Consider the following 13,175-nt stretch of genomic DNA (forward strand, 5'->3'; position numbering starts at 1 on the left):
CGGGGGTGACGGAATCGAGCCATGAGGGTTTATCAAAAAATTAACCTCTTTTATCAAAAAAGATAGTACGTTTTCTTTTTTTATTAAATTGATATACAATATTATCTGCTTTTTCACATGAAATAACTTGAATTTCGGGGACAACCCGTACTTTAGCACGAATTTTCTCCTCAAGCCACGACGTTCCGGATGCAGGTTCTGTCAAAGACACAAAAAGAGTGACGCGATCTGTTCCATCCTGATTTTTCAAGGCTTCCACAAAACCTGTATGAAACCTTGCATCCCCCTCCAGGGCACTTATTATGGCATTTGGAAAAACCGTAGTGCCTTTGTATTTAAGCATCTGATTTTTTCGACCAAGTACAGGTGCAAGACGCTTTGTAGTACGTCCACAGGAACAGGGTTTATCAATGATAAAGGAGATATCATTGGTTCTAAAACGAATTAAAGGCATTCCGGTTATCCCAAGGGGAGTTGTGATCACTTCACCAGGCTCACCATCCGGCAGATTTTTTCCATTCTCATCCACAATTTCAATGACATTCATTTCCGGCCGAAGGTGACCCCCACAGCGACTCTCACACTCACAGAAGGTTGTTGCAAGTTCTGTTGAGGCATAGGTGGAAAAAATTGGTGCATCCCACATGGATTCAAGTGCTGTTGCCATGGTAAGCAAATCAAGATTTCCGTCCCTTATGGGTTCTCCTATTGCCACAAGTTTTTTGATGCCCGATGAATCCGGATGCTCTTTGTTCTCAATGGCATATGTCCCAATGAGATGCATCAGGGAAGGCACCCCTATTATTACAGTTGGTTTTGTAAGTTTTACCAGCTCCCACAAATGGGCAGCATTTGATGACCCAGCCCTAACGGCAGTTGTCTGAAGTTTCAGGCTTCCCATGAAATAGGCAAGGCCAGCCATGAAACAGCGATCCATTGCAGCACAGATCATAACGGTATCTGAAGCAGTGATCCCGGCTATACGGAAAGCCATCTCTTCGTTGTACGCAAGACGTGCAATATCTCCGGCAGTCTGGGGAACCATTGTGGGATGGGGACCTGTGGTGGCGGATGTAAGACATATATCCACAATCTCTTCCGGTGAAACAGTTAGAAAATCACCGGCATTTTCCAGGTGAGCCTTTTCGGTAAATGGAATCTGCGCCAGATCCTCCATGCTGCTCAAACCCTGAAACTTTCCGTCAAGACTTTTGAAAAGAGTCAAACTATTCCGGCTTTCTTCAGCATCTTTGAAAGGAGCCAAGACTTTCCCGCTTTCTTCAGCCCCCTTGAAAGGAGTCAAGGCTTTCCAGTTTTTTTCTGCACCATTAAAAAGACGACGGTAGTAAGGGCTCTTAGAGAAGGCATAATCTAACTGCTCGTTGAGCAACCTAAACTGAACATCCAATATCTTTTCAGAATCTGCATACTGCAAATGGGCGTACTGCCGAAGCGGAGAATCCACAATTAACCCTCTTTCATTGCTTAAAATGGTATTTTCTGGCGTTATCGTCATATAGGTTTTCCTGTATATATATACGGGCATGAATGTTGCCGAAATTAGAACCAATATCAACTCAACATCTTTGTATCTTGCCGCTCAAAGTTTTTTCAATTATATCTGTTTTGACAAACTCTTTTGGTATCTTATAAATGTCCAGTCTCTCTTTCAAAAAACGTTTCAGCGCACCCAGGTCAATCTCTTTGACATTGCCCGACACAGTATATTGAGCAACCGGAAGCTGACCGTACATCCTGTGTGTTTCTCCATAGACCTTAACTTCCTCAATTCCTTCAAACTGAAGCATTGCCTGCTCCACCTCTTCAGGAAAAATCTTCATTCCATTGAAATTTATAAGATTTTTCTTTCGCCCGCAGATGAACAGAAAACCATCCTTTATCTCTCCTATGTCTCCGGTGTCAAACCACTCTTCTCTTCTCTGCCAGGGGGATACATATCCTTCAAACATCCCTTTGCCTTTCAACAAAATTCTCCCTCTCCCATCTAAATCCTTATCTTCCAGTTTCATCTGATATGCAGGCAGAATCTGCCCCACAGAAGCAATATATTCGTCATCTGTTCTATGGTTGATAAAGGGAAGTCCCACCTCAATGATGCCATATGCCTGAACAAGAGCGATATGAAATTTTTCCATAAATTCCACAGCAACTTTTTTTTCCAGAGCCATGGCAGTTGAAATTGCCATGCGGACATTGGATAAAAGTTCTCCTGAAAAATCATTGTTACGGGTCATCAGAGTATAGTGAAAAGGAGATGCATATAAAAATGATGGTGGATGTCGTTGAAATGCCTCTGCCGCCCCTTTTGGAAAAGAGTCACCGCACAGCACAATGTGTGCTCCCCTTCGGAGAAAAAGCAGGATAGTTACCACAAAATGGTAACTCATGGACAAAAACCAGGCGATTGTATCACTTTCTGTAATCTTCAGGCGCTCATCAGCAGCATCTGTCCTCTGGATTATGGCACTATGTGTCAGCAATACCCCTTTGCTCATCCCTGTGGTTCCCGAAGAGAAGCGAATGAATGCAGGATCAATAACCTCTTCCTCTTTACAAAAGGGTTGCAACTTCTTTCCATCATTATACAAGGGTTGCAGCTTCTTTCCCGTATTATAAATGGATAGCTTTTCGGAAAGATCAACAAATTTGTGAAAAATGTCCCGACTCCTCTGACAAATCACACAGTTGACCTCCATTCTCTGACATAAAGAGTCAAATTCCCTGGATGAAAGTGATGGAGAAGCCGGAAGCATGACTGCGCCAATATCAAGCAGTGCAAGGGCTGTAATTATATATTCAATGGAGTCTTCACACAAAAGAGCTACCCTGTAATGCTCTTCAATACCACATTCGTTGACAAGAAAAAGAGAAAGTTCTTCCACCTTTTCAAGAAGCTCTCCATATGTGATGCTTTTTTTTTCCTGACTTACGGCATATCGGGAAAGATAAGAAGCTGTCTCCCTGCGGATGGTATCGACAATGTTTATGCGGTTCAGATCACTTATCATTAAAATCATTTCTTATTAAGGAATGAGCACGAAATAAGATGCTCAATTAGAATTTTCAAACGTACTGCCTGCAATGGTCGCCTGTTTTTAAATGGGCAAGTTATTTAAGACCCATTCCTAAATGCACCATCTATCTTTTTAGACTCATGGAGCAGCTCATCGCCGCTTTTTTTCCACAACTGTTCCGGATAGTCCTTGTATATCTGATAGAGTGAAAAAATATACCTTGTTCCCATATATATCGAGTAAAAAAGATCTTTCAGAGGAACTTTTATTCTGTTTCTTCTAAGGGGATTTGCTCTCAAAGCAAGGGAATATAGACGTCCGAAGTGCTGATAAAACTTTTGCAGAGGCAATCGGGTCGGAAGCAGGGAGTGCATACAGTCATAAAAACGAAAGGGTTCACAGATAAAGCGATGGCTGTTCTGCCGAAAAAGTTCTGTGCCAGGGGATGGAGAAAGCACCGTAAAGGTTATTTCAGCAGGGCTTACAAACTCCATATCTTTTTCAAGGGCTTTGAAATCATCAACAGAAAAATCGGGATTGACAATAAAGGCAGCGTGCAATGTGATGTTAATCTCTTTTAATATGGAGACAGCTTTTCTGTTGGTCTCCATGGAGGTTTTTTTATTGTATTCCGAAAGCCTTTTCTCATCCATGGATTCAAGTCCAACATACACCACATCAAGCCCCACCTCTTTCCACTCCCTGAAAAGCTCAGGATGGCTTACAATGGTATCGCTTCTTGCCCAGCTTATATATTTTTTCCGGATATTCTCTTCCTTGAGTAACCTTGCGATTGCAGATACCCGCTTTGTGTTTATAAACATCTCGTCATCCACAAAGTAGATATATTCTTCTTTGATATTTCGGATCTCCTCCACCACATCTTCCGGACTTTTTTGAAGATACGCTCCGTTCATGGCAAAGTGAATAACACAAAAAGAGCAGGAAAAAGGGCATCCCAGGGATGTTCGCAAACTGGCAACCCTTGGGAAAAGGGTATCAAGACGACCTGTGTCACTGTGTGTCCATATACAAAAATATTTATCCCGCTGGACAAGATCACGCCTTGGAAGTGGGATATCCCGTATATTTGCATATGGTGGAGGCGGTAGCTTACTTGCTGCTACAAAATCATCTGATAAGGGTTCAAGTACAGATATGGAATCAGATATTTGTTTGCCCTTTTCAATTCGCTCCAGAATTCGGGACATGGCCGTGGCACCCTCCCCTCTGACAATGAGATCAATGGAGCCTGTATTGTAGTCATAAGGGTAAATGGTTGCATGAATCCCTCCAACAACAATAAGGATATCGGGAGAAATTTCCTTTGCCCTTTCGGCAAGTTCCTTGACAATATGAGCTGTGGAGCTGTAACCGGAAAGAGCAAGCATCCCGGGGGAATATTCTCTAATGAGATCATTGAAACGCTTCAAGGGATTTTTTTCAATACTCAGATCCAATATACGGACATCGTGTTCCGGCCCTATTCCACCGGCAACAATCTCAAGTTCCAGTGGTTCTAAGTGCAGGAAAGCCTCGGAAAGGCGTTTGGCTACATTCAATTCCGCATGGGGTTTTACAAGTAATATCTTCATTGCACAACATTCTTTCCAGTTACAAAAAAATTAATAGGGTGTCGATTTTGAGTTAATATATTGAGCTGCACAGTGTGCTGCAAGCTCACCTGTGGCCATGCACGTCCCCATGACTCTGATGGAAGATTGTGCCGACACTGAGGCACTTATGCATCTGCCTCCGAAAAATAGGTTTTCAGCAAAGGCTGAAGTAAGAGTTTCTTTTGGCACACAATAATACCGGCCAGGGGAATGATACTCATATTGAGTACCGGTTTCAGGATTCCAGAATTCACCGGGCCAGGTGCCTTTTACAAATTCAAGGGTTAAATTGCCTTTTTGCGGAGGAACACAAGAGACATCTGTCTCAATTCCATCCTTTGAAGTGGAATTCCCTGAAACGTAATTAACCGTTCCAACCCCAGCAGATAAAAGCCCAACCCTTGGGTTAAAAACTTCTGATCTATCAAGCACTCGAATTGTTTTTTCAATGTTGAGGCGTTTCATTAACTGATCAAAAATATATTGGCATTTCGGGATCTCGGTTTCATCTACAAGGGAAAATTTAACCACCCAGGTCTTATTGAGTTCGTTTAAACTTATAGTGACAAAAGCAAGATATTTTTTCCAACCCAACTCATTAATAATGGAACGGGCAGTATAAGGAATCTTAAGGAAGAACTCTTTTAAAAAGCCTCCTTCAAGTAAAAAGCAATATCCGCCAAGTTGGACTCTGTCCGGTGTAAAAACAGCATCAGGGGAGCACAAAAAACTGAGATCAGCATTGCCTGTTGTATCAATAAAAGCATCAGCTTTGAGGATAATTATTTCTTCTTTTTCATGGGAAGAGTCATGGGAATAGAAGAGTTTCAAAGAGACAATGTTACCCTTTTCCACAATAACAGATTCACATTTTGAGAGTAAATGGAGTGACACCCTACCCTCTTCAATGCGATCTGTTAAAAAACCCCAAAGCCATGAAGGTTCAAAGGCCAGCAATTCCACCTTTCCCCTTTTGACAAGTACCTTTTTACTGTATTGCCCAACAAGAGCATCATGGATATCTTTGCATATTCCATGATTTGCCAGAGAAAATGGAGAAGATGGATCGTTCAAAAAGAATCCACCCATGTGGGTATGAAAACAATCCCTGGCCACCCCGCCGATAACATCCTTTTTTTCCACAATGGCTGTCTTCAAACCGAGTTTTGCAGCAGTGATAGCAGCAGACATACCTGAGACACCTGCACCAACAACCACAACGTCATATTTTTGATGCCCATCCATGCAGTACTTCTCTTTCAGATCTCTTATATATTCAGTAATTTTTTTTCAGATAGATTATTCACGCAATATTTATCTTTCAGATGCCGTGTCCACTCAGTACTTCTTTTTTAACAGCCCTTGCCAAAAAATCTATTACTGTTTTTCCAGCTTTATTATCAAATGCAGATACCACAAGGTTCAATTTTCCATTGAATCTGGTAAAATAAATTCCAATCCCTGGCTCTATGGGCACCACCGGCATATGAAACAATCGCTTAACCTTGTGTCCCAGAATATGCTCCTGATGAAACGCCTGTTCTCCAATATAGGAAAAAGAGAAAGAGTAAGGTTTCTCTTTCATTATCTGGTTCATAAAAAAACCTGTAACCTTTATGGGAAGAATCCTCATCAAAAGAGTGGCATTTTTGAAATGGTGTGGATTTTTCTCCTTTATCTGCTGCAAAAACTGCTGTTTGATGTATGAGATCATCTTTTCTTTTCCAAGGTTTCGCTTTATACTAAACATAAGAAAAGAGATGCGGTTGAAAAAAATTTCCGAAGATGCCATTTTCATCCCACGTGTATCTATGTTCACAGGCACCACCATATCTCCTGAATCTCCCAATTGAGAGAAAAAAAAATCAAAAACAGTTGCAGCACATGCCAACAGATAAACGCCCCCCATTAGATAACCTGCTTTTTTAAGGGTATTGGCATCAAACTGACGTGTCTCTTCCATGTTGAATGGAACAACAACGAAATTCAATTCAGGTTTTTTCCGGCCTACAGGAAGTGAAGCAGCTTTGCCATTTTGAGGATAGACAGCACGAAGGAATCTATTGATGATCCTTCCGGATACAAATCTACTCTGCCATGAGTGTAGTTGAGAACCCTGCACAGGAAAAGGGAGTAAGGAGAGATCTGGGCATTTGTTCTTTCCATCTACAGCGACACCATCACCATTGAAAAAACATTTGTTCTTTCCATCTACAGCGGCACCACCACCATTGAAAAAACATTTGTTCTTTCCATCTACAGCGGCACCACCATGGGAGAAACAAAAGTCTTTATTATAACAGCTATTTGCGGAGACTTTCATATTAAATATGAGATTAAGAAGAGCTTCTGCTCCCCGGGCATCCAGCATCCTGTGGTCAAAACGAAAAAGAAGAAGTGTACGATCATCTGAATAGATAATATCAAATGCCATCATCAACGAATCTTCCGGAAAAGGAAGGCAGCAACGCTCACAAATGAGTCGTTCCACTTTATGGGTATCACACAAATCCAGACTTTGAATATGAACCTGAGAAGAATGGAAAGATGATTTTTCCCATCTCCAGAACGGGGCAAGATGCCATGCCCTGACAGCTCTCCCCTGAATAAAAAAGAGCTTTTCATTGCAAGGTCAAGCCATTTCAACAGCAATTCCTGTTTCATGGTTCCAGCGATCTCAATGACAATCTGGGAATGATTTCCGATTCCGGCATTTCTTTTATTCAATGCATCAAGGCCGGCCATTACCCAATCCATACCATTAAGATAATAGCGGAATTTTCCATTGACTCTATTCATATTCCAGCACTTTCATATAACGGCCATGGCAGATCCATCTGCCACAACGAAGCGTGAAAGTCCTATAGATCCTTAAAAGACGGGACTTTCTTATAAAACGGCCATGGCAGACACACCTGCCACAACGAAGCATGAAAGTCCTAAAGAAGCTTAAAAGACGGGGACTTTCATATAAAACGATCATTGCCAGACCCATCTGCCACAACAGAAAAATTGTAATTTTTATAAAAACAGGAGATTACTGATACTTTCACATAAAAAAATACCCTAAATTCCCTTGATGGCAGCAGCCAGAGTTGTGACGCTCATGATGTCATCATGGGTAATATTAGATTCAAGAAGGTTAACCGCGAACTCCTTTTCTATAAACACAAACAGCTCCACAAGCATGAGAGAATCTATCCCAATATCGTGAAACAGCGTCTTATCACCAATTTCATCCGGAGAGACACCGGTATTCTCAGTCAAAAATTCGAGCAACTTTTCTCTTATTGTATCTTCTGATACCATATACATACATCTCCTGTGAACTAAAGAGTAACGGTCATAAACCTTGATGAACATGTAAAAAGTCCAATTGCGAGATTTTTTCACGATAATTATTACGGCCCATCGGGAATTACAAAGCCCTCTCCTTCTGTCAGCAAAAAAGCTACAGCCCCTTCTTTTATACCTTTTTTTGAATATGACGGCATGGAAGAATGTTTATGGAAAGTATCAAAGGGAATAGATTTTTCCTCAACATAGCAGAGAAGCACACGGCTGACCCGTTTTAATTTAATCCATATATCTGCAAGGGCAAATGCCTGGAAGAGAGGTTCCTTAAAACAGGTGAACGTCAATGTAGGCCCGCGAAGATCCAACACTGTGGCAATGTATGAAGTAGCAGCATTGTGTACAGAATGCGAAAAAAGTGTTGGGGAGACCTTTGTGTCGGAATGTTCCAGCATACCATCCAGAAATTTAAAGGTGGTTGCATGTGGCCCAAATTGAGTCGTAACAATAATACCTGTGTCAGGATCACCTGTGGGAAATTCAAAATCCTTTGATGCACCAATGGATGCTTTCAAAGCCATTCTGGAAAAAAGATCCGCTCTTCTGGCCCCGGGTATCTTCAAGTCAGAACGGCTGTCTGCCTTATCTTTACCAATCAGCTTCATAATTTGAGGTTCCTGAAAATCAACACAGAATTCATTCCACCAAAGGCAAGCGATGTGGAGATGGCATACTCTGCACAAATTTGTTTTTCATGTTTCACAGGGCAGATACCAATTGCATGATCAATGGTTGCAAAACCTGCACTTTTAAACAGACGCTGTTCCCTCAATGCAGAGATTGTCAATACAGCTTCAATGCCTCCTGCTGCTCCAAGTGTATGCCCTGTAAATCCTTTGGTAGCCCATATATCCAAAGAGGAACCAAACATTTTTTTGAAAACCTTTCCCTCAATAAGATCATTTGTGGGTGTGCCGGTACCATGTGCATTGATGAATCCCACCATCTCTTCACAAATTCCTGCACAATTAAGGGCTTTTTTAATGGCGGATTCAAGTCCTGAACCATCGGGCCGGGGAGAGGTTAGATGATATGCATCCGCTACAGTTGCATAGGAACAACACTCTGCAATCGGTTTTGCCCTCCTCTTTTTTGCAGAAGATTCGGTTTCCAGTACCAGGAATCCTGCCCCTTCCCCCAAATTCAAGCCGTTTCGCTCTGCGTCAAATGGACGGCAAGGTGCTGCGCTTAAAATTCCCAGGGCATTGAATCCGGAAATGGGTACCCTATTAAGCTCATCTGCTCCTCCGGCAACAGCGATATCACAAAGACCAGCTTTGAGCCAGTCCATGGCTACTCCTATGGCATCTGTGGCTGAAGAGCATGCATTGACAATTGTCATTGCCGGACCGGTTGCTTTGAAGCTATCCTTCAATGCTTCTGCAAGATTGCCGGAAAGATAGTGATTAAAAGCATCATAGGATTTAAGTCTGTTCTCCCGAAAGGATTGATAAAAATCAATATCATTGAGCTGGCTTGCTACGGTTGTACCAGAACAAATGCCAATCCCAAAGTCAGAGCCATCCGATAAACCAGCTTGTGTTACCGCCTCCTGAAAAGCCACCCTGGCAAGCTTTAAGGTTCGGCTTTCCCCCTGTTTTTCTATGTCAAGCCAACCTGATTTATCAAATCTCCGTGCTTCATCAATTCCTGGTGATTCATAAAGTCCCCGTGCTTCATCAATTCCTGGTGATTCATAAAGTCCTCGTGATTCGTAAAGTCCTCGTGATTCATCAATTCCTCGTACTTCGTCAAACCCACGTGCTTTAAAAACCGGTTTTTGAATCGTGCAACCCGGCAATTGAGGCGAAGCTGGTTCAACCACGCCATTTGCAAGGGTATCCATGCTTTGAAAAACAGACTCTCCCAAAGCAGAAATTATCCCCATTCCAGTGACAACAATGGCTTCTTTGCAATCCATCATTCCATTTCACCGTCATATTTCATTTCAAAATCATAAATCCTGAGCATGATCGTAGATATATTGAACCAGGACATCCAGTGATGCAAATATCTCCCTGCCTTTTTCCATATCCATATCGGTCAGGTCAATTCCCCAATTCTGCTGAAGAATCAAAACGATTTCCACTGCATCAAGTGAGTCCAGGCCAAGGCCATCTTCCCCAAACAGAATCTCGTCATCTTTTATCTCTTCCGGTGTGATATCTTCCAGAGAAAGTTCTTCAACCAAGCTTTTTTTCAGTTGTACACTGATCTCCTCCAAACTCTGCTTAACTGCCATACAAACTCCTTAATTCCATTACAATTGCATCCAAAATTACAATAAATTATATATTACGGCCATGGCAGACGAACCTGCCACAACAAAGCATGAAAATACTTTAAAAAAACAAGCGTTTACAGGGATTTTCTTATAAAAACAGGCATCAGAATTCCTCAATTCACTGTTTCCAGACATCATAAAAGAGAAAACATTGATACGGTTTTTGCTGAAAAAAAGCGGAAAGAATATCTGCATACATCTGTGACCAGCGTATTAATTGAGATTTTTTATTCTCTCCCTTCTCATATACCGGAGTGATAATATTGGTCAAATCCACATCATATAATTTATACCCTACCCTTGATGCCAGAAGAACTGCAACCGGAACCTTTGCAGCAGCAGCAACGGCAAAGGCACCCAGAGGAAATTGTGCTTTCTCTCCCAAAAAATCCACACTTCCGGAAACAGCGCCATAGGCTCTGTCACCCATAAATGAGACTATGTGTCCCTCTTTGAGTAATTTTATCATCCTGAGAATATCACCTGGAGCCCCGCCCGGCGGTATGGTATCAATGAAATCGCCCTCTCCGGAAATACCAAGGGATGCTTTAACAGCAGCATTGTGTTCCGGAAGCATTACGAGATAGACTTTTTTTTTGAATCCGGCAAGGGTGGTCATGGCAATCTGCCAGTTTCCTGCATGTGCGGTGAGTAAAACAAAACCTTTTTGCTGATTTGCAAGTTTCTCCAAATTATCCTGACCAAGGAGCCTGAAGTTAAAATCAGCTCCACCGGAAAACGCTGCCATTCTATCCACAAGCTGTTTCCCCTGACTTACAAAAAGCCGGTAACATTTCAGCCGAATCATTAATGGTGAACTTTCCGGAAAACGTCGGCGAAGATAGGCAGAAGCAGCTTTTACAGCTTTGCCATCAAAAAGCCAGTAATGGAGAGCCACACCATAAAGCAATGTATATGCGGCAAACAATCCTCCCATACGCAGAAATAACCTGAAAAACCAAAACCCTAGTGCGTTACCACGCTTTTTTGATATCTGTTCCAAAAAAATAGTTCCTATTTCGACATCCTTCATATCAACTCAAAATTAGTTTACACTTTTCGGCATGTTTCATTTACCGCTTTACACTTTCCGGGACACCATTCCCATTTATCGGTATTCTTCATAAAAAAAGTGTAAACTACTTTGGTGCAGATATGAAAGATGCCCACTTTTCGAAAAATTCTGAACCATGATTAAAGGATTTAAGGATTAACACGATTAAAAATCAAGGTAATCCCTTAATCATGAAAATCTGGTTCAAAAAAACGGGATAAGGCAGGATTATATATCCTGAACATCTTTTTTATCCTGGTTATCCTGATTCAGACAAATTAAGCAACTGCAAAAAAGCAATAAGATGTCGATTTTGAGAATCTAAGAAGATCGTCGGGATTTTGGGAGCAACATATCCCACATAAGCCCCTTATGGCCAAGTTTGTGCAGAAATTTAACACTCCTGTCATAGGAATCCGGCGGAAAAACACAGTGCCTATGGGGCTTGAATGCCTTTTCCATAGTCTCTTCCAGCCATTTTTTATCCACATCCGGAGAGATATAATATACAGGCGACAGCAAATTTTCTTGACCGGTCAAAATTCCCTGTTTTACAGCCATGTGTTTCAAGGATGTTCCCGGCAATATTCTAATCCCTATAAACATGAAGGATACTGTATTTTCAAGTGATATGATGTTTTTGATACCTTCATCGGCAGTTTCAGGTGTCTCGCCAGGAGCTCCGAACATGAAAAAATTGGCTGTGGCAATCCCATTGTCTGCAAACAATTGATTGCAGGCCACAATATCCTTGAACAAAAAAGATTTTCCAAGGGCTTTTAAGGTCGTATCCGTGGCTCCATCGGAACCTAATTCCACGCCTCTTACTCCGGTACGGATCATAAGATCAATGATAGATTGCTCCAGTATCTCGGGTTTTATATATGCTGTCCAGGGTACGGAAAAGCCCCGTCTCTCCATTTCGTTCAAAAGATCTATATAATGGCCTTCGCCATCATTAAAAATGGAGTCTGTAAAAAAAATCATACGAGCACCATGTTTTTTCACAAGAATTTCCATGTCGTCAACAGTATCTTTTTCATCCCTTGGTCTTATTCGACTGCCTTCCAGGGCAGGGTAGGAACAGTAGATACATTTATGTGGACAACCACGTTTGGTCTGGACATTTGCAAGGGAGCCATTTTCAAGATAGTATGCCATGATATTGCTGTCATACAAAGCACCCTGTATCTGGCTTGAAGTCATGCTGGATTCGGCAATCAAAACAGGTTCAGGAATCTCCTCTCCTTGCTCAAGGCTTCCAACAAGCTTAATCATAAGCTCCTCACCTTCGCCGACAATTCCGTAATCTGCCCCAAGATGCTCTAAAAGCGTATCAGGCAACAGTGAAAAGGCCGTGCCGCCCAAAATGATTTTCGCATCTGTAACTGCTTTGATTTCTTTTACAATTGATTTGACAACCCCGATATATTCCTGCTCATTCATGAGGTTGACATTATCAATATTTCTCATGGAAATCCCTACTGCATCGGGTTTTTCATTTTGAACACACTCCCTTAAACGGGAAAGGGATTGATCGTTCTGCAAAAAATCATACTGAACCACTTCATACCCGGCATTGACAAGGGCACGGGCAACCATGCTCATACCCAAAGGGTACACAAGATAGGGTGATATGGCCACATTGGAATCTACAAGCACTATTTTCATAAGTTTTTATTCCACCATCCCAGGATTTCCGGTTTACAGCCCTGCTAAATTATTTTGGTATTGTCCCAAACCTGCCAATAACTCTCTTGAAATAGTTATCGCTATGGTCAATAGTTATCGTTATGTTAGTTTGATTATCACATCAACGGATTTGGTACATC

Annotated in this window: 12 protein-coding genes; all 12 read right to left on the reverse strand. The window is 41.8% G+C overall.

What is annotated here, in order from left to right; translation table 11 throughout:
* Positions 1-40: 40 nt before the first annotated feature.
* Complete coding sequence (locus tag MTBBW1_RS01950; protein WP_186441031.1) at positions 41-1,516, reverse strand: phenylacetate--CoA ligase family protein; 1,476 nt, start codon at positions 1,514-1,516, stop codon at positions 41-43.
* 61 nt (positions 1,517-1,577) lie between these two features.
* Complete coding sequence (locus MTBBW1_RS01955) at positions 1,578-3,029, reverse strand: class I adenylate-forming enzyme family protein (RefSeq protein WP_186441032.1); 1,452 nt, start codon at positions 3,027-3,029, stop codon at positions 1,578-1,580.
* A gap of 104 nt (positions 3,030-3,133) precedes the next feature.
* Positions 3,134-4,630: a B12-binding domain-containing radical SAM protein gene (locus MTBBW1_RS01960; RefSeq protein WP_080798420.1), complete on the reverse strand. Its 1,497-nt coding sequence runs from the start codon at positions 4,628-4,630 to the stop codon at positions 3,134-3,136.
* A gap of 30 nt (positions 4,631-4,660) precedes the next feature.
* A complete protein-coding gene (locus MTBBW1_RS01965; protein WP_080798422.1) occupies positions 4,661-5,896 on the reverse strand; it encodes an FAD-dependent oxidoreductase in 1,236 nt (411 codons plus the stop codon).
* A 76-nt stretch (positions 5,897-5,972) separates the two neighbouring features.
* Positions 5,973-7,088: a hypothetical protein gene (locus MTBBW1_RS01970; protein ID WP_080798424.1), complete on the reverse strand. Its 1,116-nt coding sequence runs from the start codon at positions 7,086-7,088 to the stop codon at positions 5,973-5,975.
* Positions 7,088-7,450, reverse strand: coding sequence for a hypothetical protein (locus MTBBW1_RS01975; protein WP_139786627.1), 363 nt, complete (start codon positions 7,448-7,450; stop codon positions 7,088-7,090). Before MTBBW1_RS01975 ends, MTBBW1_RS01970 begins: the two co-directional genes overlap by 1 nt.
* 267 nt (positions 7,451-7,717) lie before the next feature.
* Entirely contained in the window at positions 7,718-7,960 is a 243-nt protein-coding gene (locus tag MTBBW1_RS01980; RefSeq protein ID WP_186441033.1) for an acyl carrier protein, read from the reverse strand.
* 92 nt (positions 7,961-8,052) lie between these two features.
* Entirely contained in the window at positions 8,053-8,610 is a 558-nt protein-coding gene (locus tag MTBBW1_RS01985) for a beta-ketoacyl synthase chain length factor (RefSeq protein WP_080798431.1), read from the reverse strand.
* Positions 8,607-9,929, reverse strand: a complete 1,323-nt coding sequence (locus MTBBW1_RS01990) for a beta-ketoacyl-[acyl-carrier-protein] synthase family protein (RefSeq protein ID WP_080798434.1) — start codon at positions 9,927-9,929, stop codon at positions 8,607-8,609. The genes MTBBW1_RS01985 and MTBBW1_RS01990 overlap by 4 nt, the downstream gene beginning before the upstream one ends.
* Positions 9,930-9,959: 30 nt before the next feature.
* The gene (locus MTBBW1_RS01995; RefSeq protein ID WP_222423965.1) at positions 9,960-10,247 is read right to left on the reverse strand and encodes a phosphopantetheine-binding protein; all 288 of its coding nucleotides are present in this window, start codon (positions 10,245-10,247) and stop codon (positions 9,960-9,962) included.
* 160 nt (positions 10,248-10,407) lie between these two features.
* On the reverse strand, positions 10,408-11,226 hold the full coding sequence (locus MTBBW1_RS02000; protein ID WP_186441034.1) for a lysophospholipid acyltransferase family protein: 819 nt from the start codon (positions 11,224-11,226) through the stop codon (positions 10,408-10,410).
* A gap of 438 nt (positions 11,227-11,664) precedes the next feature.
* Positions 11,665-13,014 (reverse strand): lipid biosynthesis B12-binding/radical SAM protein, encoded by a 1,350-nt coding sequence (locus MTBBW1_RS02005; RefSeq protein ID WP_080798440.1) that lies wholly within the window; start codon positions 13,012-13,014, stop codon positions 11,665-11,667.
* Positions 13,015-13,175 lie beyond the last annotated feature (161 nt).

The organism is Desulfamplus magnetovallimortis (assembly GCF_900170035.1).
GTDB lineage: Bacteria > Desulfobacterota > Desulfobacteria > Desulfobacterales > Desulfobacteraceae > Desulfamplus > Desulfamplus magnetovallimortis.